This is a genomic window from Flagellimonas meishanensis (assembly GCF_019880545.1).
GTDB classification, from domain to species: Bacteria; Bacteroidota; Bacteroidia; order Flavobacteriales; family Flavobacteriaceae; genus Flagellimonas; species Flagellimonas meishanensis.
The window spans coordinates 781277-808230 of sequence record NZ_JAINVW010000001.1 but is presented as its reverse complement, the minus strand read 5'-3'; the positions used below and the strand labels follow the sequence as shown (position 1 = coordinate 808230).

26 protein-coding genes are annotated in these 26954 nt (G+C 44.1%); 14 read left to right on the top strand and 12 right to left on the bottom strand.

Annotated elements, in window-relative coordinates:
- Positions 1–39: 39 nt before the first annotated feature.
- The 10 genes from hemA to K7G75_RS03580 all read left to right on the top strand — a co-directional run bounded on the left by hemA (position 40) and on the right by K7G75_RS03580 (position 8506).
- Positions 40–1296 carry a glutamyl-tRNA reductase gene (hemA, locus tag K7G75_RS03625; protein WP_222982862.1) on the top strand — a complete coding sequence of 419 codons (1257 nt, stop codon included), beginning with the start codon at positions 40–42 and terminating at the stop codon, positions 1294–1296.
- Positions 1293–2219, top strand: coding sequence for a hydroxymethylbilane synthase (gene hemC / locus K7G75_RS03620; protein ID WP_222982861.1), 927 nt, complete (start codon positions 1293–1295; stop codon positions 2217–2219). Before hemA ends, hemC begins: the two co-directional genes overlap by 4 nt.
- Complete coding sequence (locus K7G75_RS03615) at positions 2197–2862, top strand: uroporphyrinogen-III synthase (RefSeq protein ID WP_222982860.1); 666 nt, start codon at positions 2197–2199, stop codon at positions 2860–2862. The genes hemC and K7G75_RS03615 overlap by 23 nt, the downstream gene beginning before the upstream one ends.
- Entirely contained in the window at positions 2855–3880 is a 1026-nt protein-coding gene (gene hemE, locus K7G75_RS03610; RefSeq protein WP_222982859.1) for a uroporphyrinogen decarboxylase, read from the top strand. The genes K7G75_RS03615 and hemE overlap by 8 nt, the downstream gene beginning before the upstream one ends.
- Positions 3877–4371 (top strand): DUF6973 domain-containing protein, encoded by a 495-nt coding sequence (locus K7G75_RS03605; RefSeq protein WP_417950007.1) that lies wholly within the window; start codon positions 3877–3879, stop codon positions 4369–4371. The genes hemE and K7G75_RS03605 overlap by 4 nt, the downstream gene beginning before the upstream one ends.
- The gene (locus K7G75_RS03600) at positions 4372–4902 is read left to right on the top strand and encodes a GNAT family N-acetyltransferase (protein ID WP_222982857.1); all 531 of its coding nucleotides are present in this window, start codon (positions 4372–4374) and stop codon (positions 4900–4902) included.
- Positions 4892–5794, top strand: coding sequence for an oxygen-dependent coproporphyrinogen oxidase (hemF, locus tag K7G75_RS03595; RefSeq protein ID WP_222982856.1), 903 nt, complete (start codon positions 4892–4894; stop codon positions 5792–5794). The genes K7G75_RS03600 and hemF overlap by 11 nt, the downstream gene beginning before the upstream one ends.
- 54 nt (positions 5795–5848) lie before the next feature.
- Positions 5849–6838 (top strand): porphobilinogen synthase, encoded by a 990-nt coding sequence (gene hemB, locus K7G75_RS03590; protein ID WP_222982855.1) that lies wholly within the window; start codon positions 5849–5851, stop codon positions 6836–6838.
- 76 nt (positions 6839–6914) lie between these two features.
- Positions 6915–8015, top strand: coding sequence for a CNNM domain-containing protein (locus tag K7G75_RS03585; RefSeq protein ID WP_222982854.1), 1101 nt, complete (start codon positions 6915–6917; stop codon positions 8013–8015).
- 20 nt (positions 8016–8035) lie between these two features.
- Positions 8036–8506: a methylated-DNA--[protein]-cysteine S-methyltransferase gene (locus tag K7G75_RS03580; protein ID WP_222982853.1), complete on the top strand. Its 471-nt coding sequence runs from the start codon at positions 8036–8038 to the stop codon at positions 8504–8506.
- On the opposite strand, the gene K7G75_RS03575 is transcribed toward K7G75_RS03580, so the two are convergent.
- Entirely contained in the window at positions 8503–9606 is a 1104-nt protein-coding gene (locus K7G75_RS03575; RefSeq protein ID WP_222982852.1) for a hypothetical protein, read from the bottom strand. The two genes, K7G75_RS03580 and K7G75_RS03575, sit on opposite strands and share 4 nt — an antisense overlap.
- A gap of 83 nt (positions 9607–9689) precedes the next feature.
- Here K7G75_RS03575 and K7G75_RS03570 point away from each other — a divergent pair, with 83 nt between their 5' ends.
- Complete coding sequence (locus K7G75_RS03570) at positions 9690–10403, top strand: 3'-5' exonuclease (RefSeq protein ID WP_222982851.1); 714 nt, start codon at positions 9690–9692, stop codon at positions 10401–10403.
- An 81-nt stretch (positions 10404–10484) separates the two neighbouring features.
- Here K7G75_RS03570 and K7G75_RS03565 read toward each other — a convergent pair whose 3' ends face one another.
- Together K7G75_RS03565 and K7G75_RS03560 are read right to left on the bottom strand one after the other, a co-directional pair.
- A complete protein-coding gene (locus K7G75_RS03565) occupies positions 10485–12680 on the bottom strand; it encodes a S8 family serine peptidase (RefSeq protein WP_222982850.1) in 2196 nt (731 codons plus the stop codon).
- Positions 12681–12835: 155 nt separating this feature from the next.
- Complete coding sequence (locus tag K7G75_RS03560; protein ID WP_262420235.1) at positions 12836–13840, bottom strand: endonuclease/exonuclease/phosphatase family protein; 1005 nt, start codon at positions 13838–13840, stop codon at positions 12836–12838.
- Positions 13841–13873: 33 nt separating this feature from the next.
- Here K7G75_RS03560 and hflX point away from each other — a divergent pair, with 33 nt between their 5' ends.
- Positions 13874–15085, top strand: coding sequence for a GTPase HflX (gene hflX / locus K7G75_RS03555; protein WP_222982849.1), 1212 nt, complete (start codon positions 13874–13876; stop codon positions 15083–15085).
- A 270-nt stretch (positions 15086–15355) separates the two neighbouring features.
- Here the strand turns inward: hflX and K7G75_RS03550 are convergent, their stop codons facing one another.
- Complete coding sequence (locus tag K7G75_RS03550) at positions 15356–16288, bottom strand: DUF3078 domain-containing protein (RefSeq protein WP_222982848.1); 933 nt, start codon at positions 16286–16288, stop codon at positions 15356–15358.
- A gap of 402 nt (positions 16289–16690) precedes the next feature.
- Between K7G75_RS03550 and K7G75_RS03545 the strand changes: the two genes are divergently transcribed.
- On the top strand, positions 16691–18586 hold the full coding sequence (locus K7G75_RS03545) for an Ig-like domain-containing protein (protein ID WP_222982847.1): 1896 nt from the start codon (positions 16691–16693) through the stop codon (positions 18584–18586).
- A gap of 230 nt (positions 18587–18816) precedes the next feature.
- Positions 18817–20571: an Ig-like domain-containing protein gene (locus K7G75_RS03540; protein ID WP_222982846.1), complete on the top strand. Its 1755-nt coding sequence runs from the start codon at positions 18817–18819 to the stop codon at positions 20569–20571.
- 215 nt (positions 20572–20786) lie between these two features.
- Here the strand turns inward: K7G75_RS03540 and K7G75_RS03535 are convergent, their stop codons facing one another.
- The 8 genes from K7G75_RS03535 to K7G75_RS03500 form a co-directional block, all read right to left on the bottom strand.
- Positions 20787–21293: a DUF2480 family protein gene (locus K7G75_RS03535; RefSeq protein WP_222982845.1), complete on the bottom strand. Its 507-nt coding sequence runs from the start codon at positions 21291–21293 to the stop codon at positions 20787–20789.
- Positions 21294–21321: 28 nt separating this feature from the next.
- A complete protein-coding gene (locus tag K7G75_RS03530) occupies positions 21322–21696 on the bottom strand; it encodes a four helix bundle protein (protein WP_222982844.1) in 375 nt (124 codons plus the stop codon).
- A gap of 99 nt (positions 21697–21795) precedes the next feature.
- The gene (locus tag K7G75_RS03525; RefSeq protein WP_222982843.1) at positions 21796–22125 is read right to left on the bottom strand and encodes a DUF59 domain-containing protein; all 330 of its coding nucleotides are present in this window, start codon (positions 22123–22125) and stop codon (positions 21796–21798) included.
- A 6-nt stretch (positions 22126–22131) separates the two neighbouring features.
- Positions 22132–22554 carry a SufE family protein gene (locus K7G75_RS03520; protein ID WP_222982842.1) on the bottom strand — a complete coding sequence of 141 codons (423 nt, stop codon included), beginning with the start codon at positions 22552–22554 and terminating at the stop codon, positions 22132–22134.
- A gap of 27 nt (positions 22555–22581) precedes the next feature.
- Positions 22582–23823: an aminotransferase class V-fold PLP-dependent enzyme gene (locus K7G75_RS03515; RefSeq protein WP_222982841.1), complete on the bottom strand. Its 1242-nt coding sequence runs from the start codon at positions 23821–23823 to the stop codon at positions 22582–22584.
- An 85-nt stretch (positions 23824–23908) separates the two neighbouring features.
- Positions 23909–25225 carry a Fe-S cluster assembly protein SufD gene (sufD, locus tag K7G75_RS03510; protein WP_222982840.1) on the bottom strand — a complete coding sequence of 439 codons (1317 nt, stop codon included), beginning with the start codon at positions 25223–25225 and terminating at the stop codon, positions 23909–23911.
- 72 nt (positions 25226–25297) lie between these two features.
- Entirely contained in the window at positions 25298–26050 is a 753-nt protein-coding gene (gene sufC / locus K7G75_RS03505) for a Fe-S cluster assembly ATPase SufC (RefSeq protein WP_222982839.1), read from the bottom strand.
- A gap of 19 nt (positions 26051–26069) precedes the next feature.
- A complete protein-coding gene (locus K7G75_RS03500) occupies positions 26070–26945 on the bottom strand; it encodes an N-acyl homoserine lactonase family protein (RefSeq protein WP_222982838.1) in 876 nt (291 codons plus the stop codon).
- Between the last annotated feature and the right edge of the window lie 9 nt (positions 26946–26954).

Sequence of the window (26954 nt, the reverse complement as noted above, 5' to 3'; positions counted from 1 at the left end):
AATAACACTCCTATTTTTGTGCTGCGATTTAATCCTTTTATGAGGAGTTACCATATATCAAAACACAATTCCTTCTATGCCATTGGGCTGAGTTACAAGAAGGCAGATGCCGAGGTGCGAGGGAAGTTTAGTTTGGATGTTCCTGCCATAGACCTTATTATGGCAAAGGCCAAAGTGCTTGGAATAGATGGCCTTTTGGTCATTTCTACCTGCAACCGTACCGAACTGTACGGTTTTGCGCAACACCCCTACCAACTTATAAAGCTACTCTGCGACCAAACTCTGGGAACTGTGGAAGAATTCCAGGATGTGGCCTATGTGTACAAAAACCATGATGCCATTTCGCACTTGTTCAGGGTAGGGACCGGTCTGGACAGCCAAATATTGGGAGATTTTGAAATCATCAGCCAGATAAAACAGGGGTTCTTTCGTGCCAAGAAGCACGATATGGCCAACCCGTTCATGGAACGTCTGTGCAATGCGGTGATCCAAGCAAGCAAGCGCATTAAAACTGAAACTGAATTATCCTCGGGGGCAACCTCCGTGGCTTTTGCGTCGGTCAAATATATCCTGGACAATGTCCCCAACATTTCTGAAAAAAACATCTTGCTTTTCGGAACGGGTAAAATAGGAAGAAACACGTGTGAAAACCTTATCAAACATTCCAACAATTCACATATCACCCTAATAAACAGAACCAGGGAAAAGGCGGAAGATATTGCCGGTAAATTTCATTTGACTGTAAAGGATTATGGTGACCTTCAGACCGAAATCAGGAAAACCGACATTCTTGTAGTGGCCACTGGTGCACAGTTGCCCACAGTTTCCAAGGCACTGATCTACACCAAAAAGCCTCTACTTATCCTTGATCTTTCCGTGCCCAAAAATGTATCGGATGACGTTCTGGATCTAGAGAACATTTCATTGGTGCATCTAGATCAGCTTTCGCAGATAACGGACGATACCTTATCCAAACGAAAAGAATATGTCCCCAAGGCCGAGGCCATTATAGAAAAGGTCAAAAAAGATTTTTTAAAATGGCTGGAAACCAGAAAATTTGCTCCAGTGATCAATGCCTTAAAAGAAAAACTAAAGACCATGAAGGAGGAGGAAATTGACTTTCACTCCAAAAAAATATCCGATTTCAACCAAGATCAGGCAGAGATCATATCCGAGCGCATCATCCAAAAAATTACCAAACAGTTTGCCAACCACCTGAAAAGTTCCGAAGTTGATACCGAGGACAGTTTGGAACTCATCCAAAAAGTCTTTCAGCTAGAAATCGATTCAAAATGAGCAAGATCATACGAATCGGTACCCGGGATAGTGAGTTGGCACTATGGCAAGCAAACACGGTACAGGAAAAACTCGAAGGTTTGGGATACGATACTTCCTTGGTTCCCATAAAATCTACCGGAGACCAGGTGCTGGACAAGCCACTTTATGAACTTGGGATTACTGGGATTTTCACAAAAACCTTGGATATTGCCCTGCTGAAGGGCCAAATAGACATCGCCGTGCACTCCATGAAAGACGTCCCCACACAATTACCCAAAGGAATTGTTCAGGCCGCAGTACTTGAGCGTGCAATAGCATACGATATTCTGGTGCACAAGGGCGTGGATTTTTTAAAATCCGCCCGCCCGGCCACTATCGCCACAGGAAGTCTGCGAAGAAAAGCACAATGGCTGCATAAATATCCAAACCACAAAGTTGTTGACCTGAGAGGAAATGTAAATACAAGGCTAATCAAACTCATTGAAAGTGATTGGAACGGTGCCATTTTCGCGCAGGCGGGGCTGGAACGCATAAAACTGATGCCCAAGGATGCCCTTTTGCTGGATTGGATGATTCCAGCTCCCGCGCAAGGTGCCATGGTTGTGGTTGCGAAAAAGGAAGATTCCCATTCAAGGGAAGCCTTGAAAAAACTCAACCACAAAGAATCTGAGATGGCTACTACCGTGGAACGGGAGTTCCTGCGCACCCTTGAAGGTGGCTGTACGGCACCTATAGGAGCCTTGGCACAAATAAAAGACCAATCGGTTTATTTTGAAGGCGTGCTGTTTTCGCTGGACGGAAAGCAAAAATTTGATGTGAAAAAGGACATCGCCCTATCTGCCATCGACGGTTTTGGAGCCAAATGCGCACACGAGGTTTTGCAAAAAGGCGGTGACAGATTGATGCAGAAAATCAGAAATGAGAACAGTGCTATCCACTAAAATATTGACCTCTCCCCAAAAGGAGTTGCTCCTAAACTCGGGTTTGGGTTTGGTGGAATATGATGCCCTGCGAATTGATTTTGTGGAAGCCCAAATTCCAATGGGATATCAAAACCTTATTTTTACCAGCAAAAATGCCGTTAAAGGCTTTTTTAATTTAACCGGAGACTTGAATTATTTCGATTACAAGGTTTTTTGTGTTGGTGATAAAACCGCTCATATTTTAGCGGACAATGGACTGAATGTGGTCAAAACTGCTAAAAATGCGTCTGAATTGGCCCATTTTATTGTAAAAAATTATAAAAACGAGCAATTCTTGTTCCTGTCTGGAAATCAAAGGAGGGAAGAATTGCCAAAAGCCCTGGGCAAAAATAACGTTCGGTACAAAGAAGTGGTCTTATATGAGACTCAATTGGTCCCAAAAAGATTTGCCCGTGCGTTTGATGGTGTGCTCTTTTTCAGTCCAAGTGGAATCAGGAGTTATCTTTTGGAAAATTGCATAGAAAATGAAATGCTGTTTTGCATCGGTAGCACCACTGCTTCCGAGGCCAAAAAATATTCGGACCAAATCATTGTTGCCACAAAACCAACCGTGGAGAATGTCTTGGTCCAAGCGATAAAACATTTTAAAAAGTATGATTAAAAACGATTTGTTCCTAAGGGCATTGCAAGGTGAAACCGTTGATCGCCCACCGGTCTGGATGATGCGTCAGGCAGGACGATATCTTCCCGAATTTATGGAACTCAAGAAGAAATATGATTTCTTTACTCGTTGCCAGACCCCAGAATTGGCATCGGAAATAACAGTACAGCCCATTCGCAGATATGGCATGGACGCCGCTATTCTTTTCAGCGATATCCTGGTGATTCCGCAGGCTATGGATATTGAAGTGGAGATGAAACCCAATTTTGGACCCTATTTGCCCAAACCCGTCCGTTCGCAAAAAGATGTGGAAAAGGTAATTGTGCCAGATGTTGAGGATGCTTTGGGCTATGTGATGGAAGCCATCCATGTGACCAAAGAGAAATTGAACAATGAGGTCCCTTTGATTGGCTTCGCAGGCTCCCCCTGGACCATTCTGTGTTATTGTGTGGAAGGACAGGGCAGTAAAAGTTTTGACAAGGCCCGTGGTTTTTGTTTTACGCAGCCTGAAGCAGCGCACGAATTGCTCCAGAAAATTACGGACACCACAGTTGCTTATCTAAAAGCCAAGGTAAGGGCTGGCGTAAATGCAGTGCAAATATTCGATTCTTGGGGGGGTATGCTTTCCCCAAAGGACTACTTGGAATTTTCTTGGCCTTACATTCAGCAAATTGTGGATGCGCTCAAAGATATTGCCCCTGTTATAGTTTTTGGAAAAGGATGTTGGTTTGCCCTTAAGGAAATGGCACAATCCGGGGCCTCAGCTGTTGGAGTTGATTGGACATGCTCTGCTCAAAATGCCCGTTATCTAACCGGTGGGAATATTACCCTTCAAGGGAATTTTGACCCTGCCAGACTCCTGTCACCTCCTGCTGAAATCAGGAAAATGGTCACACAGATGATCAGCGAATTCGGAAAGGACAGATATATCGTTAATTTAGGTCATGGTATATTGCCCAATATTCCCGTGGAAAATGCCAAGGCCTTTATTGATGCGGTAAAAGAATATAAAGAGTGAACCCTATCACGGTATTAAAAAGGGTAGATCTTAAAAATATACTGAAAGTTATATTTATTGGTTTGGGTCATCCCCTCTATATAGTGCCAACCCTACAGGCCACCAAGCAGTGCATGAAAATTTCCACTGACCTTTATGGGCGGTTACATCATAAAAATGGCCCTTCAAATGCATTTAGGCATGCGTTGTGGAACTTTTTGATTGCCAAAAGATGCTATCATTGGAAAGCAAACAAGCATAAAGTTGTGGCATGGACCAAAAAAATTACGGATTGGCATGAAAATGCTTTTCCAAACCGTGGATTGGCCAAAAAAATGGATTTGCACAACAATGCTGTAGGACGGTTTATTTTTGAAGAAAATATAGACACCGTTGAAACGGAAATTGTAGAGCTGTTTAAAAAAATGGCACACAAGTCCATAAAAGTGGATGCCAATACCGATTTGACCGGTCTTCAAAGGTGTTTAGTGCACATAACTTCGGAAGAATAGATGAAAGAGGAACTGAAACTTAATTATCTGAGTGCCAACGATGCAAAAAGTTTGTGCTTGTTGATGACATCAAACTCGGAAGCTTTCCAACGCTTTTTCCCAAAAACTTTGGAACAAAACCAAAGTATTGCCGATTCTCAATCGTTCATTCTGAACAAAATAAAAGAAATCGAATCCAAATCCGAATACACATTTGCCATTAGGAGCAACAATGACAACTCACTGGCCGGGTTGGTTATTCTTAAGAATATAGATTGGAAAGCACTTGAAGGCGAATTGGCCTATTGTTTGGACCAAAGGTCACATGGAAAGGGCTGGGCGACCTCCAGCGTAAAGCAAGTATCTAGTTTTGCAATTGAAGAACTTGGACTGAAGGTTTTGAAAATTATCGCTCACAAGTCCAACATTGCCAGTATTCGAGTGGCAGAAAAATGTCGATTTAAATGGAAAAAAACGTTGTCAAAATCCTTTCAACCCCCCAACGAAGAACCCCTGAACATGGAGCTTTATGAACTAACGTATGAAGGATAAATTTTATAGCTATATAGAACATTTGCAGGATACCATCACCTCCAAACTGGAAGAAGTGGATGGAAAGGCAAGCTTTAAACAGGACCTTTGGGAACGACCTGAAGGTGGTGGTGGAAGGACCCGGGTGATAGAAAATGGTGCTGTTTTCGAAAAAGGTGGCGTAAACATCTCCAAGGTTCACGGAGCACTTCCAAAAAGCATGCGGGAGTATTTTGGCGTTAAAGATGCCGACTTTTTTGCTTGCGGGCTTAGCTTGGTCATCCATCCAAAAAGCCCCATGGTGCCCACCGTACACGCAAATTGGCGCTATTTTGAAATGTACAATAAAGATGGCAAGATTGTGGACCAGTGGTTTGGTGGGGGACAGGACCTTACTCCCTATTATTTGTTCGAGGAAGATGCAAAGCATTTTCACAGCGTTTGTAAAAAGGCTTGCGATGCCCATAACCTAGAATTTTATCCCAACTACAAAAAGAAATGCGATGCGTATTTCTGGAACGCCCATCGCAACGAGGCCCGGGGAATTGGCGGACTTTTCTTTGACTATTGCAAAGCAACCGATACCATGCAAATGGAAGATTGGTACCAATTTGTGACTGAAGTCGGCGATAGTTTTTTAGAAGCCTACGTCCCTATTGTTCTTCAAAGAAAGGACTTGCCTTACACACAAAAACAACGGAGTTGGCAAGAAATTAGGCGTGGACGCTATGTGGAGTTCAATCTGGTACACGACAAGGGCACTCTTTTTGGCCTGCGGACCAATGGTCGAATTGAAAGTATTTTGATGAGTTTGCCTCCGCACGTACAATGGAAATATGACCATCATCCAGAGGCTGGTAGTGAAGAAGAGAAACTGCTCGATGTCCTTTGTGCTCCAAAAAGTTGGGTATAATATGTAGCTTTGTTGAAGACCGTCCATTATACAATACTAACTATTTAAGATACCATGTATCCATTCATAAGAAACCGAAGACTCCGCACGTCCGAATCCATTCGTAGATTGGTCCGGGAAACCATAGTGACACCCGACGATTTTTTAGTGCCGCTTTTTGTGGTCGAAGGCAAGGGCATAAAGGAAGAAATCCCTTCGATGCCCAATTACTTCCGCCTAAGCTTGGACCTTTTGGAAAAAGAGGTCAAGGAATTGTGGCAAATGGGGCTCTGTGCCGTGCTCCTATTTGTAAAAGTGGATGAAAGACTAAAGGACAATAAGGGAACCGAGGCCATCAACCCGAATGGATTGATGCAACTTGCCATAAAAACCATAAAAAATGCATGCCCCGAAATGCTGGTGATGACGGACGTTGCTCTTGACCCCTACTCATCCTATGGACATGATGGTATCGTTGCAAACGGACAGATTTTAAACGATGAAACCGCCGAGGTACTGGCAGAGATGAGCATATCCCATGCCAATGCAGGAGCTGATTTTGTTGCGCCCAGCGATATGATGGATGGCCGCATACTTACCATACGCGAAGCTTTGGAAGACGAAGGCTTTACCAATACCGGCATCATGAGCTATTCTGCAAAATATGCAAGTGCGTTTTACGGTCCCTTTAGGGATGCCTTGGATTCCGCTCCCGTTGATAAAGTCAACGTACCAAAGGACAAAAAAACCTATCAAATGGATTTTGCGAACCGTTATGAGGCCATTCGGGAAACCCAAATGGACATTGATGAGGGGGCCGATATTGTGATGGTAAAGCCAGGGCTCTGTTATTTGGACATCGTCCGTGAACTCAGGAACCAAGTGGATGTTCCCTTGGCCGTATACCAAGTTTCCGGAGAATATGCCATGCTAAAGGCCGCGGCGGAAAAAGGGTGGCTGAACCACGATGCCGTAATGTTGGAACAGTTGACCGCCATAAAAAGGGCTGGTGCCAACATCATAGCCAGTTATTTTGCAAAGGATTTCATTCGAGTCTGTGGTTAAGGTCTTCGATAAGAATAAACTTTCCATCAACAAAATTGATAGCTATTCGCTATCTTGGTCCCTAAGATAAATACGCATGGGACTTTTATTCTTTTATGCCCTTATTTCCATCTTTTTTTCCTTTTTATGCTCCATTTTGGAGGCAGTCCTGTTGAGCGTTACGCCAACATTCATCAATGTGAAAAAACAGGCGGGAAAAGAGTATGCCACCATTCTTGAATCGCTGAAAAAGGATGTGGACAAACCGCTCATCGCCATTCTCACACTAAATACCATAGCCCACACCGTCGGCGCCATTTTGGTGGGTGTGCAGGCCAAGGTGGCCTATGTGGATATGTACGGAACAACAACACGCACTGTCCTAGGACTCAAGCTCACGGAAGACCTTATGGTCGGCTTGGTTTCCACTGTGATGACCATACTGATACTGGTTGCCTCCGAAATCATCCCCAAAACCATTGGTGCCACCTATTGGAAACAGCTTGCCAATTTTACCTCAAAAGCATTGACATTGATGGTCTTTGTGTTAAAATGGACAGGTCTTTTGTGGTTGCTTCAACTTTTCACTCGCCTTATCGGGAAAAAAGGACATCATGGAAGTGTGCTGAGCAGGGAAGATTTTACAGCAATGACCGAGATTGCCCATAAAGAAGGGGTTTTCGAGGAATCGGAATCCACGGTGATTAAAAACTTACTCAAGTTTGATGAGATCCTGGCCAAGGACATAATGACACCCAGAACCGTAATGAAAATTGCCTCGGAGGACATGACCATCAAAGAATTTTTTGAGGCCAACAGGCCATTGCGATTTTCAAGGATTCCCTTATATCAGGGCAGAATGGACAATATCACCGGCTTTTTTCTAAAAGATGAATTGATGGAGGCCATCATCAATAAAAATGGAAGCAAACTACTGGCAACCTTGAAGAGGGAAATACTTGTTACCAATAGAAACAAGCCCATTCCCGACCTTTTCGAGGAATTTGTAAAGAAGCGCGAACATGTTTCATTGGTCGTTGATGAATACGGTTCAGTAAGTGGCCTGGTAACCATGGAAGATGTTATTGAAACCCTATTGGGATTGGAAATCATGGATGAGAGCGATAACGTGGAGGACCTTCAAATGCTGGCAAGAAAGAACTGGGAAAGCCGCGCGAAGCGTTTGGGAATAATTTAAAATTTACATAAGATAAGGTAATGGAAGTTGCTTACTTACAGACACCTATAGGTATTGCCGAATTTAAGGGACATGAAGAGGGATTGACTTCCATCACTGTTATTGACGAAAATAGACCTTTTGGTATAGTCCCTGAGGTTTTGGAAGATGCCGTATACCAGTTTCGAGAGTATTTTGAAGGAACTCGAAAGCATTTTGACCTAACCTTGAATCCAGAGGGCACCGATTTTCAGAAAAAGGTCTGGAACGCCCTTATGAAAATTCCGTACGGCAAAACCATTTCCTATCTGGAACTTTCCAAACAGTTGGGAGATGTTAAAGCCATTCGGGCCGTGGCTGCCGCCAATGGTAAAAATCCGCTTTGGATTGTGGTTCCTTGTCATCGGGTAATTGGCAGTAACGGAGACTTGACAGGATATGCCGGGGGGCTCCATCGAAAAAAATGGTTGCTGGAACATGAAAATCCGGCCAAGCAGCAATCACTTTTTTAGTTTCTGACAAAATACGTTGGGAAAAAGGGCAAGGAAAATTGCTTCAATAGGTCACCGGTTTCTGAAACCACGAGCACGCCACCTTCTACCTCATCTTCCAGTGTGCCATATCCAATCAAAAAAATGCTTTGCGTAGGGTCGTATATCAGCGAAATGATCTGAATAGCCTTTCCAACCTCCGCCTCCGCCTGATTCACCAATCCCCCGATATCCAACAATGTGATTTCTTGGGTGTCCAAATCATAGATGGCAGGTCCCTTAATAAACCTGGAAGGCTGTGGATATATAAAATTAAAATAAAGTTGGTTTTCGATAAGCACGGCATCATTGACCGCCCCTATGGAAAAACCCAAGGCAACATTTAACGTTCTACTTTCCAGAAACGACAGGTCCAGGGCATCATAGCGCTCCAAGGATGGATTGGCTTCGTTTTTCACTATGGCCAACTCCCCTTCTCCTGTGATAAAAAAACCGAAAGGGGTGGTTCCAAAACTTAAGGAAGGGCCCATGGACTTGGTTTCCACATTGTAATAGGTCAGCTTATGGTTGCCCAAATTGTCCCTAAACGCCATATACACCTTGTTGTCATAGAGCAATGGGTCAAAGGTGGCACCCACGTTGAACTCCACCACCACGTCCGAACTGTTCGGTCCTTCAAGTTCCACATCCTGTAGGCCCAAATTGGAATTGCCAAAAGGACCGAAATATCCAAAAAATACCTTGTTGGCATTGTTTATGCCCCATGTAATGGAACGCTCTGGTGTATTGGTATAGAAATCATCGAACACCCTGGTGTTTCCGGTAGTAATCTCTTTAAGGGAAATTGAAAACCTTCCCCCTGAAAAGCTGTAGAAGGACAAAAGGTCATCGGTTTGCCTTAAAGTCAAATAATTGGGCCCGACACCCAGGTCTTGGGAAAGGTCAATAGTGATCTCGGACTTTGTTTCGGAATCATATGAAAATTGGAATACCCTGTTCAAATCTTCCCCGATTACCGTAAATGCCATTGCTTCGGCATTAGTGGCATTGGGAGCAGGATTTTCATCATTGGAACATCCTCCAAGTAACAGCAGTGCTGCCGGCCATATCCAATTTTTCAATTTCAAAGCACTTTTTATCAATTACAATATACGATTTATTGATTCACCCCCTCCTCGTACCTTCCAAATTAGTATTTTACCGCATGATCAAAAAAATACCTTTGGAGCATGTCCTTTTTTTGGACATAGAGACTGTTCCACAAAAACCAGGGTTCCCCGACTTGGATGAGACCACCCAACTGCTTTGGGAACAAAAATCGTCGTACCAGCGAAAAGACGAGATATCGGCAGAGGATTTTTATGAAAGGGCTGGGATTTGGGCAGAGTTTGGAAAAATCATTTGCATTTCGGTCGGTTTTTTCGCATTGAAAGGGTCGCAACGGACCTTCAGGGTCACTTCATTTCATGGTGAGGAGCTACAGATCCTAAAGCAATTCAAGGACCTTCTACTAAGCCATTTCAGCCAAGCAAAGCACCTGCTTTGTGCCCATAACGGAAAGGAATTTGACTTCCCTTATATTGCCCGAAGAATGGTCATCAATGGCATGGAGCTTCCCTATAAATTAGATCTATTTGGCAAAAAGCCCTGGGAAGTGCCCCATTTGGACACTATGGAACTATGGAAATTTGGCGATTATAAGCATTATACCTCCCTGAAACTGTTGGCCCATGTGCTCGGCATCCCATCCCCGAAGGAAGATATGGATGGCAGCATGGTCAAGGATGTATTTTATATTGAGAAGGATTTGGATCGCATTGTCAACTACTGCGAACTGGACGTGGTCACCACAGCACAGGTTTTTCTGCGGTTGCGCAATGAGGAGTTATTGGGCGATAGAGAAATCAAAAAAGTATGATGGTGAAGGGAAACCAGCCACATATAGTTTTGCATTCCCGCTTTCAGAAAATATCTTTTGTTGTATTGAAGCCAACATCATCTAGTTTTTATAAAACTTGGTGCTTTTGATGCCCGCATAGTCCTGAACAACCAGCACATATAGTCCAGAAGACAGGGAAGAAACATTGATGGAGCCATTGAGTCCTCCTTTTTTGATAATGTTTCCTGAAGTGGTCACTATGCAATATTCAGCATCTTTCGAGAGTTCGGCATGCACGGTCAATTGCTCAACAGCTGGATTGGGGTATACGGAAACTTCAAGTCCATTAGTAAATGACAAGGTCTCGTAGTTGTACAATTGGGTCTCCTCACCGTTAAATTCAAATTCGATGGTTTCGGAAAAATCGGATACGGCATTTTCAGAACAAATGGACCGAACCCGTGCCTCATAGATCTTTCCTGGTTCCAAGTTGGAAAGGACCGCACTGTTCTCCCATAGCAATTCACTGTTCCATGAATCGGTATCGTACATCCTGTATTGTACTTCAAATAGAGTCTCCTCTGCTTCGGACCATGTTATTGTAGTGCTTTCACTGTTTGATGAGGCCAAATCCAACCCAGAGGGGATTTCCACATCGCAAAGTGAAACTTGTGCACCTGTTACGATAAGGGAAAAATCTTGAATCCCATTTTTAAGCGCTCCCTTGTGCGAAACGGTAATCGTATACACACCATGGGCCTGTGGGACATCAATGCGCTCATAAGGATCAACTTTGTTGTCCCCACGGGTTGCTGCATCATTGGCCTTTGCGGGATTCAGTTTCCATGGCAAATGGGCTTCTCCTTCTTTGGTGATTCGGATATCCAAATCATTCATTAGGGATGGGGTCGTCGCGTTCAACTCGCCCCTATTGATATGTTCCCCTTCTGGATCGGTCCACGAAATGGAAGCCATCAAAGGTTCATGCCCGTTGGCGGTTACGGTAATTGAAAATGTTTGCCCATCAGCAATACTTTCTTCGTTGATGAGTGTAGTATATTCCCTATTCTGCAAAACCTCTGCAGCGGTCTTGGCATTCATCACCCCCCACCCCATTTTGTAGTCAGGTCCCTTGCCTTCAACATCATCAGCAGTGTGCAGGGCAAGGCCCTTCAGCGTAGCCGCTTTCATAAAACCTCCAAAAAGTTCTTCGTGATATTGCTGGAGCAACAACAATGATCCGGTGACTGTGGGAGCCGCCATTGAGGTTCCAGCGGATGCCTCATAACTTGCATTGTGCGCCGAACCTGTTGAAAGGATGGCAGATCCCTCACCTGCCAAATCTGGTTTTATCCTTCCATCATCCACAGGGCCAAAACTGCTGTAACCAGCAACTGTTGCCTCCTTCAGTTCTCCCTTGTTGTCCACTTGGGTGTTTGCACCGGCAATGGTTAGCCCATTTTTTGAAACGGCAAATCCCAAAAGCAAATCAAACCCATCCGCCGTCTTGCCAAAATTGGGTGCAGCATTGTCAAAGGAATTTTGTGCATTTCCAGCGGCGGTGACCATCAAATAATAAGGTGCATTGTACATGATCTTGTCCCAATCTTGGGAAACTTTGATGTACGAACCAAAATACCAATCAGGTACACGATCCGTCTTTATTCCATAGGAATGGTTGCTCAATAAAAGGCCTTGGGCAGCGGCCTGGGCCACCTCAATTTTGTCACGCGTCCAGTCGTGGGTCAAGGCAGTTGCACCATAGGCAGTTCCCTTGGCATCTGGCTTAACGCCGGCGGAAATCAAAGTGCCTGTAACCAGGGTGCCATGCAGGCTTATTTCATCCGAATGGTCCGAGTTGAATGCACGGCCACCGAACTCTTGGTGTGTGCTTAGGGCAGCTCCTGCATCCCAAACACCTACTTCCATGCCACTACCGTCCAATCCCAGATTTAACAGTCCATTGGTATGCAAGGCATTGGCTCGGGACGACTGTCCTGTTGAAGTGCTCAGGGTAGTATAAAAAATGGGCGTGCCATCAGTTCCCATTTCCTGAACGGAAACAATGGACCCATCCATCATTTTTTCTGATTTTTTCCACCCTTTGGATTTAAGTGCCAAACCAATTTTTCCCGCTTTGGAAACTTGCTCATCTTCCCAAGTGGAAATCAATTGTTTTATTTTGTCTTGATTGTAGGAGGAACTGATACTTTCCTTTGTAACTTTGGATTGTCCAGCTACGTCGGTAACGCCTAGAAAAAGGAACAACACCAAGGAATAAATTCCGATAGCGTCGAAAACTGATTTGTAATCCATAGGATAAGTTTAAGTAAGATTTGGACTACAAATATAAATGGACTACAAAATACTATCGATAAAAACCCCGCTTATTTCGATGAACTACACATCCTGTACCACAAACCTGTTGTGAAAATGCAGATTCATGTGGTTTGTAATCCTTTTCTTTCTTTTCAAATGTGCTGTTTTAGGACTACATATACCGGGAAATGATCGCTATATCCTCCCAAATACTTTCTTCCCACAAAAGTTCTAAAGGGATTTCCTTTATACTTTCCCTTCCATTCCTTTAAAAAATTTGGGGCAAAAACTTTGGCGCTATCAAAACTATGGGTGTCTTTCATAGGGTTCAAAAAGGTATAGGAAATCAATATCTGGTCAAAAAGGCTCCACGCTCCCTTATAGTTCGCACTTCCTGCAACGGGTGACAAGAGCTTTTGCATCGGGTTGATGAAGCCACCTGTTTCCATAAGTTTCTGGATGCTTTCGGCATTGGGGTCATCGTTAAAATCTCCCATAATAATGCTGTGGTGCTCCTCCTCAAGGCTATTGAGTTTCCGAAGAACCGTTTCTGCGGCCATAACTCTTTTGTAGCGCGTTTCCTCCTCTCCTTCCCTTCGGGACGGCCAGTGGTTAACGAACACATGCACCTCTTCCTGGTGCAGCCGCCCATGTACATATAATATATCACGGGTAAAGTCCCTTATTCCATTATTGTCGGAGATTAGCAACGGCAAAGTTTCCGCATGCAGCACCTCAAAATGGTCTTTATGATAAATGAGGGCAGTATCTATACCCCGTTCATCCGGCGAGTCAAAATGCACAAAATGATATGGTTCATCCCGAAGCGCTTTGGCCAGAAGCAATTCCCTGATCACTTCCTTGTTTTCCACCTCCGCCATGCCCAACAGCACCGGAGGAATTCCCGTTTCCTCAAGCCCAATCTGCGATATGGCCTTGGCCATCTTCTTTACCTTCTTCCTAAACTTGGATAGGTTCCATTTCTTAAAGCCGTCGGGGGTGAAATCATCATCAAGCGCATTTGGGTCATTCTTCGTGTCAAAAAAATTCTCTAGGTTATAGAACGCTATGGTATATTTATGCTCTTTGATTTCCACAATACCCGTGTTTGGAACGTTGTTCCAATTTAAATCCAATGTACGAAAAAGCGCTTCCAAAACATTGATTAGATTTGCACTTTAATCGAAACAATGCTAGAGAAAAAGTCCATAGAATATGAAAAAACGGTACTCATTGGTGTGATCAACTCCGAACAAGATGAGACCAAGGTGAATGAATATCTGGACGAACTGGAATTTTTGACCTTTACCGCTGGTGGGGAAGTAAAAAAGAGGTTCACCCAGCGCATAGAGGTGCCCAATCCCAAGACCTACATAGGCAGCGGAAAAATGGAGGAGGTAGAGCAGTACGTGAAAGAACACGAGATTGGCTCCGTTATTTTTGATGATGAACTTTCGCCCGCGCAGCAAAACAATATTGAGAAATTGTTGCGCTGCAAGATCTTGGATCGCACGGGGCTGATCCTGGACATTTTTGCGCAGCGGGCCAAGACCAGTTATGCCCGTACCCAGGTGGAACTTGCCCAATACGAGTATCTTCTGCCTCGATTAACAGGGCTTTGGACGCACTTGGAACGACAACGGGGCGGTATCGGAATGCGTGGCCCCGGTGAAACCGAAATAGAAACGGACCGAAGAATCGTTCGGGACAGGATTGCCTTACTAAAAAAGAAGCTCTCCAAAATAGACCGACAGATGGAAACCCAGCGGGGCAATCGGGGAGCCCTGGTGAGAGTGGCCTTGGTGGGTTATACCAATGTGGGAAAATCCACACTAATGAACGTTATCAGCAAGAGCGATGTCTTTGCGGAGAACAAACTCTTCGCCACATTGGACACTACGGTAAGGAAGGTGGTCATCGGCAACCTTCCCTTTTTGTTGAGCGACACGGTCGGTTTCATACGCAAGCTTCCCACCCAACTCGTGGAAAGTTTCAAGAGTACCCTGGATGAAGTACGGGAGGCAGACCTATTGCTTCATGTAGTTGATATTTCGCATCCTAATTTTGAGGAACACATCGATTCGGTGAACCAAATTCTGGATGAAATAGAAAGCTCAGACAAAAAAACCATCATGGTTTTCAACAAAATAGATCAGTACAAACCCGAAACCATTGATGAGGATGACCTGGTAACCGAACGCACCACGGTCCACTTCACCATTGAGGACTGGAAAAATACCTGGTTCAACAAAATAGGGGACAGGGCCATCTTCATCTCTGCACTGAACAAACAAAATCTGGAGGAATTCAGAAAACGGGTATATGATGAGGTAAGGGACATACATGTGACCCGATTTCCGTACAACAACTTCCTATATCCGGAACACCTGGATGAATACTGAGGATGATTGGGCCAAATTGCCATATTCATCGATAAACGACTCCCCTTGGATGTTTCCACCACAACTTTTGCGGTGTTCACAACAAAAATTCAAAGCACATCCATCCAATGTCTATTTTCATATTGTTTTTAAGTCTTAGTGTCCAAACCAAATCTCAACGAGCTTAACCTACTTAGACCATGGCTTTATAAACAACCTCAAATCATTAACCCCATAGAAAAGCCCTCAACATTGAGGGCTTTTTTATTTATATCAATCCAGCGGCCCACGTTAAAAGGAATAGCTCAGGCCCAGCACCCAATATGTTTGCAGTTCATTGTCAATGGTGTCAAATGTAGCGGTCGGATCTGGGGTCGGGGCATTGTTCACAATATAATTGAGTGTTTCCTGCCTATTGTTCCGCAACCCAAAATCAAAACCAACACCTATGACCTTCCATAAGGTGTAGGCAAAGGAATTGGTCCAGGTCCAGTTGCTCAGATCACCGTCTTCATAACTTTGGAAGAGCGAAAGGTTGCTCTTAAAATTCACCGCACCTATTTTTCTGGTATAGTCCGCCAAAATCTTCGCCCCTGCGGACGATTCAAAAATGGTATCCTCATCACTGAACACAAAATTGTAGTTCAGCGGATGGATTACCACTATCAAATTGGTAATGGGGGTCCACGTAGCTCCTACACCCACATCCAGATATCCGGGATTGTTCACATTGCTCAACAGGGTGGTACGATATTCCACCAAACCGGAAATGGCAAACTTTTCGCTCAATTTTCTTCCATACAATGAGGATAGGTTAAATACATCCGTCGCCTCACGAAAACCATCATTGTCGGTCGGGTCATCTTTATCGTCCAGTTTCACCCAGGCCAGATTCACATTGGCCGCATTGCGCCAGAAGAATTTTTCCTGTTGTAGATTGGCAAAAGCATTCACCGTAAAGCCAATATTCCCCGAGGAGTTATTGGGAATACCCTGCGCGAACCAATTGTTAAATTCGGATATGCTTCCCCCGATGGTGCCAAAGGCACCGATTTTCCATCCTGGCAGGGCATCCAATTGTGATTGAAGGGCGTTCACCCTACCCTGAATGGCAGCGATGGAATCTTTTTTTGGGGCAATCTGTGCTTTGAGCTCCTCGGCGGTCTGTGCCTGTGCATACAGAAAGCCAAAAAAAGTCATAGTTAATAGCAAGTGTTTTTTCATAGTGTCAAGGGTTTTTAATATAGCGTTGTAAATGTAAGAAATGCCATCTTATTTCTTGTTTTCATCTATTGAAAACCATTATACCCAATTCCAGCCCAAACTTTGGAAAGATTCTTTTTTATCTCTCTTTTTATTAGTGTTCTCGCTTTAGCTTATTGCAATATGCTGTTTTAAAAGTGATAGCCCCTCACCGCAACTATAAAAATAGGCTTCAGCCCGGACCCCCCAATAGATGCCACTACCATTAGATCCGAAAAATCAGTATTTGGAGACGGAATCAATGCTGTTTTTGCAAAATAATGCTATAAAAAAGTTCAGAACTTTCAAAAAAGCCCGGCTGTCTTGGCCGGATTTTTATTTCAATTATTCCATACTGTTCGTTGTAAATCCAATCCCATGCAAATGGATAATATTTTGGGTATTGTACCCATTTTAGGGCAATGCGTCAATTCAAAAAAGGTGTTCATCAATTCCTCCGATCAGATTCTCGGCAATTATCCTTTCTTTCACTTAAAAATCGAAAAAATCATGAAAAAACCTTTATGTCTCTTAGCAGTTTTACTCTTCTTTGGGCTTTTTTCCATATCCTGTTCCAACGAAGACCCCGTTACTCCCAGTAAACCGGTAACAAAAGGCACTTTATCACTGAATCGTTTTACTTCAACGCCTCAAGCAGGTCCGGTGGGAACAAAAGTCATCATAACTGGGCAAAACTTTTCCAGTACCATCGAAGATAACATTGTAAAAATTGGTGATACCGAAATACCTGTTACCAGTGCAAGCTCTACGGTGCTTAGATGTATAGTCCCCGAAGGGGCCTCTACTGGGGAACTTAGTGTCACCGTAAATGGAAATACCGCGACAGGGAATATCTTTACCATTACTGAACCTACAGCTGTAACACTTGATAAAATACAGCTTACCCTATATCCCTACCCCCTATACGCCGAAACACTTATGGTCACTTCAGATTTGGAAGGGAGCAGTGTAGTCTGGAGCAGTAGCGACGAGACCGTGGCCACTGTGGACCAGAATGGTTTGGTTACGCCATTGACCATTGGCAACGCTATAATAACCGCGGAGGTAGCCAACGGTTCGGCCCAAAGTATAGTTATGGTCATTGATGGTCCTGTGACCAAATTAGAACTGGACCCAACTCAACTAGAACTATATAGCGGTGAATCTGAAAGCATTTCCATTGCGACACTAGAGGCCGACGTGGCCCAAGTTAGTGACCCTATTTGGAATTCTGATAACGAGACCGTGGCAACTGTAGATCAAGATGGAAACGTTACTGCTGTAGCGGCTGGCACCGCTACCATCACCGTTACAGTGGATAATGCTTCTGCCAACTGCATAGTAACGGTAAACCCAAATGTGTATGTGGCGGGTTACAAAACCTTAAATGGAACAGATGTGGCCCGGATTTGGAAAAATGGTAATGCCACGGACCTTACCGATGGCTTTAACAATGCTCGAGCACATTCCGTATATATCCACAATGAGGATATTTATGTAGCCGGATATGAGAATGTGAATGGAATAGATGTGGCCATTATATGGAAAAATGGCACTCCAATTCAACTTTCCAATGGAGTGAACAACGCACACGCCAATTCGGTCGTTGTGGATGATAATGGTATATCCTATGTAGTCGGCTATTTGACCAACGGTGGAACAGAGTCAGCTGTATTATGGCGCAACCAGGTCGCCAATCAGTTACCTTCCTCAGGACTCGGAGATGCCAGGGCCAATTCCGTCTTTGTCGAAGAAAACGGGACGGTTCATATTGCTGGATATGAGATCATAAATAATAATACCATTGCCAGGATTTGGGAAGATGGTACGCCAACAAATCTCACCATGGTAGGAAGTAACGGCAATGCCAATTCCGTATTTGTAAGGAGTGGCAATGTTTATGTAGCCGGATTCTACTATGATCCAAATGCATCCAATAATGTGGCCAAACTTTGGGAAAACTCAGTAGCAACCGACCTCAGTGATGGGAGCAACGCGGCCAATGCAATTTCAGTTTTCATTGATGGTTCCAACGTTTATGTCACGGGATTTGAAAATGTGAACGGGATTTATACAGCCAAACTTTGGAAAAATGGAATTGTGGAAGACCTGCCTAGCTCAGGCGTTGCCGGAAGTGGAAACTCTGTGTTTGTTCATGGCACCGATGTTTATGTGGCTGGTCAAGATTTTGAAAATGGGTTGCTAGTGGCCAAATTGTGGATTAACGGAGTTCCAACTAACCTGGGCGCTGGATATGGCCTTTCAGTATTTGTGAAATAGCATGACCAAATTCAGTTTGCTTTAAAAGACCCCGGCCAAGCTTGGCCGGGTTTTTTTCTTTATGGGTCCTCCTGAGCTGTACTTTTCCCCTTACAAAATCTGTTTTCATCGTAAGAATCCAACCCTCGGTTACAGGCATTCATCAATTCCAATCCCCTATACATCAATTGGCAGACTGCAACAGGCCATAAATGATATTAATTGCGGCCGCTAATAAAACTTAAGAGAAAATGAAAAAAATCATCTTTTTTACATCCCTTGCCCTTTTGCTGGGGATTTTTGTAATTTCCTGCTCCCAGGAAGATCAAGTGCCGCAGGGTTCACCCTCGATCACAGGTATCAGCCCTGCTTCCGGGCCTTCAGGTACCCAAATCACCATTACCGGACAGAACTTTTCCAACGTGGCCGAGGCCACCACAGTAAGGATTGGGAATGTCCTGGCTAACATCACCAGTATCTCAGATACCGAGATCAGCGCCATTGTGCCCAAAGGTGCAACCAACGGATCGGTGAGCATTACCATTGACGGGAATACCGTGACAGGTGGAAGTTTCACAATGACTGGAAAACCACCTAAAGGTGGGCTGGTCCTAAGTAAATCTGAGTTATTACTGTATCCCTTCCCTCGCTACGCAAAGCAATTGGGGGTCGTTACCGAGGTGAACGGTCCCGTGGTTTGGAGCAGCAGCAACGAAAACGTCGCCACCGTGGACCAGAATGGACTGGTGACCCCTCTTACCATTGGTACAGCGATAATAACAGCTAGCGCGGGCACCTCCTTTGGAAATTGTGAAGTGACCGTGGCCGATGGCCCTGTGACCAAATTGACGTTGGACCAAACCGAACTTGACCTGTATACTGGAGAAAGTGCCACCCTGTCCATAGCCACCCTAAAGGCCAATGTCTCCGATCCCGGTGACCCGGTATGGAGCACCGACAATGATGAAGTAGCCACCGTGGACCAACAAGGGAATGTGACTGCTATTACCAAAGGAACGGCAAACATTTTTGTCACCGTAGACAATGCCAGCGCGAGTTGTAAGGTGACCGTACAGCCCGATGTATATGTGGTAGGATTTCAGTATGACGGTAACGTGGAAGTGGCCACCCTTTGGAAAAATGGAGTGGCATATCCTTTAGGCAATGCTATGGAAGATTCCCAGGCATTCTCTGTGTGGGTAGATCAAGGCGATGTATATGTTGCAGGGCAAGAATCTATAAATGGGATAGTCAAGGCCCAGTTATGGGTAAATGGCAACCCGACAAATCCAATAAATGGACAGCTATCTTCAGATTTTTACGCTGTGGTTAAAGAAGGAAATAATATTTATACTGGAGGTGGTGAATTCGAAAACGGCATCAGTGTGGCCAAGTTATGGGTCAACGGGGTTGAAAATGTCTATTCCAACGGAATTAATCATGCCCATATATGGGATGTTTTTGTAAGTGCTCAAAATGTATATGCCGCAGGCTCCAGGGTATCGAACGGCAATGATCTTGCTTGTTTCTGGATCAACGGGGTTCAAACTGATCTTACAATGGGTCTTACCAATGCCAATGGCAGGTCTATTTATTCGGAGAACAACAATATATATATCGCTGGAAATGAAATAGTTAATAATACGATAACTGCCCGATTGTGGACTAATGGCATGCCAGCTACTTTGAGCCAGCAAAGTGGTAGTTGCGAAGCTGTGGTTATGGCCAACAATAATCTTTATGTGGTTGGTTATGAATTCATTAATGGCTATATGAGGGCTACCTTATGGACCAATGGAGTGCCCCTCCACCTGCAAGGGGGGGATATTACCTCTTGGGGCCATTCAGTGTTTGTGCACGGATCGGATGTTTATGTAGCTGGACAATCACGTAATAACGGGATTATAGAGCCTAGATTGTGGAAAAATGGGACTTCCATCAATCTAGCACACAACCCAAACCATGATGCGGGGATTTTTGGTAGCAGTGCGGTTTTTGTTGATTAATCTTTTATATAAAATTTTAAAAGCCCGGCTTTTAGCCGGGCTTCTTTATTCTTTTAGGTAGCCCCTCTTCATTTATATGGTTCTGTAATCTGGCTCCAAGATTTCCCAATCGCTTTACTCATTTCGAAATAACAAAGATTGGTCTTCTTTTAATTAGTTCTCCACTGCGCTCGAACTCACATCCAATATCTGACCTCCGATTGCTAAATTCCGAATTATTTACTTTTATAAAGTGGTACCGATGAGCAGGCCTCACCGTACATTACACTTTTGGCCACTTCTTGTATTTTCAGGGTTGCCATGATGTAGGCGTTTTGGGGAACCGGTTTGTTGGAACATCCTTTAATGATCACGGGCTTATCTTCAAATTGGGAAACATCCAAATCACCCAACACAGCTTGATATAAGGAAGTTTCCAAATCTTCCAAACTCCCAACCACCACTTTTTTGGCATATGGCTGCAACCTTGAAGCCACTAACATGAAGGCCCACCCTGGGACAATGGCCTCTGAAGAGCAGGTTATCGCAACATAGGTGTCTTTATAGGATGTCCAATCTTCCTCGTCCAAGTGAGCCCTGAACTCTTTTTCGCGCAAGATGATCCCCTCGTGCAACCAGTCCTTTATGTCCAGAGTTACTCTTCTCCCCTCCGGATAGTAATCTTCAAGATCGAAGGTGATGAGTTTGCTTTGGGCTACCCTATTTATGATTTCTTTTTCCATTTTTTTAATAGCGTTCTGACATCCGAAATCAGATATCAGTTTTTACTTTTAGTTCCAAATGCTTAATCAACCCGTATATGGTTTTTGAAATCTCATCACACAATCTATAGGTTTTTTCAAATTCGTCCTTTTCCACATATTCAATATCCATAGCAAGATATAGCTGAGATTTCACTTCATAGCAGGAGGCCAAAGCAACATTCAAAAAATATATAAACTGTTTGTTTGACTTTCTTCCAAATCCCTCGGCAATATTTGATGAAATTGAAATGGAAGCCCTTCTAATCTGATCTCTTAATCCGAAATCTCTTGAAAATTCTGCTAAGCCTGAAATTCTATAAATCTCTATGTTTAGTTTTCGAGCTTTTTGCCACGAAACTAGTTGTTCAAACCCCTTTTCCATGTATCTGTTTTGCCAATATCTGGGGTTCGATATATGCTTTGTTTGTATTATTTAGTCAATTCTATGATGTCTGATGTCTGATGTCTGATGTCTGAAAAACTACAACAACCCCAACTCCAGCTTTGCCTCCTCGCTCATTAAATCCTGGGTCCACGGGGGATCAAAGGTGATTTCCACTTCCACATCGTTCAATTCGTCCAAAGATTTTACTTTTTCCTCAACCTCCACGGGCAATGTTTCCGCCACAGGGCAATTGGGCGAGGTAAGGGTCATCAGGATTTTTACATCATTGGCCTCATTTACAAATACATCATAAATCAATCCAAGCTCGTAAATGTCTACAGGGATTTCTGGATCATAAATGGTTTTCAGTACCCTTACGATCTTTTCGCCCAGTTCTTGCGTGTCTATCGTGATTTCTTCGCTCATTCCTTTTTAATTTAGCTGCGCCTGATAGGCCACCGCATAGAGTTTCAATTGTTTGATCATGCTCACCAACCCATTGGCCCGTGTTGGCGACAAATGTTCCTTCAGTCCAATTTCGTCAATAAAATCAGTACTTGCATTGATGACGTCTTGCGGTTTTTGGTTACTGAACACCCGTATCAAAATAGCAATGATGCCTTTGGTGATGATGGCATCACTATCTGCCGTAAAAACAACTTTGTCATCCTTCATTTCGGCATGCACCCAAACCTTGCTCTGGCATCCTTTTATGATATGGTCCTCGGTCTTGTATTGCCCATCGATCAACGGAAGCGATTTTCCAAGTTCAATCATATACTCATACCGCTGCATCCAATCTTCGAACATGGAAAATTCGTCCACTATCTCCTCCTGTATTTCTTGAATCGTCATCTTATTTCCTTTTTATACTAGCCTGCATTACAACAACATGCTTTTCGCCTTTTTGACTGCTTCCACCAATTTGTCCACTTCTTCCATGGTGTTATAAAAGCTGAAACTGGCCCTGACCGTTCCCGGAATTTGATAAAAATCCATAATGGGCTGTGCACAGTGGTGCCCAGTTCGGACCGCTATGCCCATTTTATCAAGAATGGTTCCAATATCATAGGGGTGAATGTCTTCTATATTAAAGGAAACAACCGAAGTCTTATGCTTGGCAGTTCCGTAAATCTTGAGCCCATCAATGGCCAGTAATTGCTCCGTGGCATAGTCAACGAGTGCATCTTCGTACTCCGAAATGGCTTCAAACCCGATGGTGTTCATATAGTCCAAGGCAGCACCAAAGGCAATGCCTCCACAGATATTGGGCGTGCCCGCTTCAAACTTGTGCGGCAGATTGGCATAGGTGGTCTTTTCAAAAGTAACCTCGGCAATCATTTCACCACCGCCCTGATACGGGGGCAACTTGTTTAACCATTTCTCTTTTCCATATAGAATGCCCACACCGGTAGGACCACACATTTTATGGGCCGAAACAGTGTAAAAGTCAACGTCCAATTTTTGCAAATCGGATTTAATATGTGCCGCGGCCTGGGCTCCATCAATCAGAACAGCTGCACCAACTTTGTGCGCAGCCCCAATAATCCCCTCTATAGGGTTGATGGTCCCAAGCGCATTGGAAACATGGTTACAGAAAACCAGCTTGGTTCTCTCGGAAAGCAGTCGATGGTATTCTTCCATTTTCAGCTCCCCATTCATAGTCATGGGAATTACCCTCAGTTTGGCCCCCGTTCTCTCGCATAGCATTTGCCAGGGTACGATATTGGAATGGTGCTCCAAGGCGGAAACCAATATTTCGTCCCCTTCTTTCAAAAAATGAGTGAATCCAGAGGCCACCAAATTGATGGCGTGCGTTGTCCCCGAAGTGAAGATTACCTCATGCCTTTTTCCAATATTAAAATGTGCTCGAATTTTTTCCCTGGCAGTTTCGTAGGCGTCCGTTGCCTCTTGGGACAAGCTGTGCACGCCTCGATGGATGTTGGCGTTATAGTTTTGATAGTAATCGACTATGGCATCGATCACCTGTTGCGGGGTCTGTGAGGTGGCTGCGTTGTCCAAATACACCAAAGACTGCCCGTTTACCTTCCGTTTAAGGATGGGGAAATCCTTTCGGATCACATCGACATCTAATTTGGCTGCTATGGTGTTCTTATTTGTCATTTTGAACAAGGTGAAAATCTAGTTTTGGGACGATTCTTGCCTACCCGCAGGATAACGGCTCGAAAGGACACCTTCAATTATGGTGTTAAAGTTCAAAACCAACGCGAACTCCCAACTTGTTGGCAATGATCTTGTTTATTCGGGCCTTTAGTTCAGGAATTCGAACGCTTTCCAGTACATTGTTTGCGAATGCATACATCAACAAAGCCGAGGCTTCCTTCTTGGGAATTCCCCGTGACCTGAGATAAAAAAGGGCTTCCTCATCCAACTGGCCAATGGTGCATCCGTGAGAACATTTTACGTCGTCGGCAAAAATCTCCAATTGCGGTTTGGTGTTAATGGTTGCCTTATCGCTGATAAGAATATTGTTGTTCTGTTGAAAAGCGTTTGTTTTCTGTGCAATCTTGTCCACAATGATCTTTCCATTGAAAACACCGGTGGACCTTTCGCCAAATATTCCCTTATAATCTTGATGGCTCTCACAATTGGGATTCGCATGGTGCACCAGGGTATGATGGTCCACGTGCTGTTTCTCGCCCAAAATGGTAACGCCCTTCAAGGTCGAGTCAATACGCTCCCCATTTTGATAGAAGTTTAGGTTGTTTCGAGTCAGCTTTCCTCCAAAAGAAAAGGTATGGACGCGAACCACACTGTTATCTTTTTGGGAGATATAGGTGTTGTCCACCAATGATGCGGTATTGGCATCATTCTGTACCTTGTAGTAGTCCACAATGGCATCCTTGGCCGCAAAGATCTCGGTCACCGAGTTGGTGAACACTTCATTGCCTGTCAAACTTTGATGGCGTTCAATCACCTGAAGCTCGGCATTTTCTTCAGCAATGATCAGGTTTCGGGGCTGCAACATCAAAGCTGCCTCGTTGCCGGTCGCCAAATGCAAAATTTGGATGGGTTTTTTGGGAACTTTGTTCTTTGGAATATAGATGTAAGCACCTTCCCGACTGAAAGCGGTATTCAATGTGGTAAGGGACTCATCCTTGGAAGCGACTTTGTTAAAGTACACATCAATGACGGGCTTGTATTGTGGTTTTGTCAGCGCAGAACTCATTAAGCACACATCCACTCCATCATGTGTCGTTTCCGATAGATAGGAACTGTACACGCCGTCAATGAACACGATTTTGTAGGTGTCTATCTCATGCAGGAAATATTTTTTGATATCCCGATACTCCAGCGTATTCTCCGCCTTTGGAAAAATGCTGAAATCCACCTTTTGGAGATTGTTCAACGAAGTATATTTCCAGGCCTCCTCTTTTTTTGAAGGAAAGCCTTTGGCCTCAAAAGTCTTTATGGCTTCCGAGCGGACTTCGTGCACTGGATGGTCCAAATCCACGGAATCTTCAAAAGCCAAAAAGGATGACAATAATTTATCTTTCAAATCCATATTAATCAGTTGTCAGTTATCAGTGTTCAGTTAACAATTTTCTGAAATCTGATATCAGAAGTCTTATTAGCTCTATACAGTGGCTTCCTGTTTGATCCAATCATATCCTTTTTCCTCCAATTCTAGGGCGAGGTCCTTGGATCCTGATTTCACAATTTTCCCATCGTGAAGCACATGCACAAAATCGGGAACGATGTACTCCAACAAGCGCTGATAATGCGTAATCACGATAATGGCATTGTCCTTGCCCCGAAGCTTGTTCACACCATTGGCGACAATACGGAGTGCATCAATGTCCAAACCGGAATCCGTTTCATCCAAAATGGCCAACTTCGGTTCCATCATGGCCATTTGGAAAATTTCATTGCGCTTTTTCTCTCCTCCGGAGAATCCTTCGTTCAATGACCGTGATAAAAATTTGCGGTCTATCTCCAACATGCTCGATTTTTCGCGGATCAATTTCAACATTTGATTGGCAGGCATGTCTTCCAATCCTCGGGCTTTTCTTGATTCGTTGATGGCCGTTTTCATGAAGTTGGTCACGGAAACCCCGGGTATTTCCACAGGGTATTGAAAGGACAGGAATATTCCTTTGTGCGCTCTTTCTTCTGGGGCCAATTCCTCCAAATCCTCACCCTCAAGTGTGATTGTTCCTTTTTTTATCTCGAACTCTTCCTTTCCTGCTATCACGGAGGCCAAGGTGCTTTTTCCAGAACCATTCGGTCCCATTATGGCATGCACTTCACCGGCATTCACCTGAAGGTTGATTCCTTTCAAGATTTTCTTGTCCTCTACGCTGGCGTGTAAATTTTTGATTTCTAACATGCTATCTCTTCTTCAAGTTTTATTTTAAATAATTGGGTGCTTTGGGAAATTTTTCAAAATCGGCCTTGGAGTGCTGTAGGTACACCTTGGCCCCCTTTTCCTCGGCAAAAGCTTCAAAAGCTGCCATGCTTTCCTTGGTCTGGGCCACATCATAATTAAAAATGGGCACTCTGCGGTACTCGCGGTTCTCATCAAAATGATAGAGGTCCCCTGAAAGCAAAAGTGGACCGTGTTCCGCCAGGTTCAGATAAAGTACCTGGTGCCCCGGGGTATGGCCCGGCATAAATTTCATAATAACACTGCCATCTCCAAAAACATCATAATCCCCATTGATTTTCTTGATGTTGGTAAGTTCCTTGATGGCGTTATAGTTGTCCGGATTGTTCTTTTGTGTCTCCTCGCTTGTGATGAAATCATATTCCTTTTCCTGAACCAACCATGTGGATCCCTTGAAAACGTTCGCGTGCCCGATATGGTCAAAATGGGTATGGGAAACTGAAAAATAATCAATGTCATCCACGGTCATGCCGATACTGGCGAGTTGATGGGCAACGGAATCTTTTCTGGAAACCGTAAATGCCCCGTCGGGCGAAGTGAAGGGCTCAGGCATTCCCACCAAGCCTTCGGGAAGTCCGCCATCCCACATCAAATTCCCTTTGGGATGACTGATCACATAAAAGGCATCCGCAAACTCCCGGGACTGTCCGGTGTAGGTGGTGTCCTGTGAAAAAAGCTCCAACTTGTTGGCGTTGACCGTGCCTCCGCTGAAAGTGTATAATTTTACCTCAGTTTTGGCCATCTCAAGGTTTTCATCCTTATTTGAAGCGGTCTCCCTCTTGGTTTGCTTGCAGGAAACCATGGCGATAATAAGAAATAGTGCAAGTGTTCTTTTCATGGTGTGGTG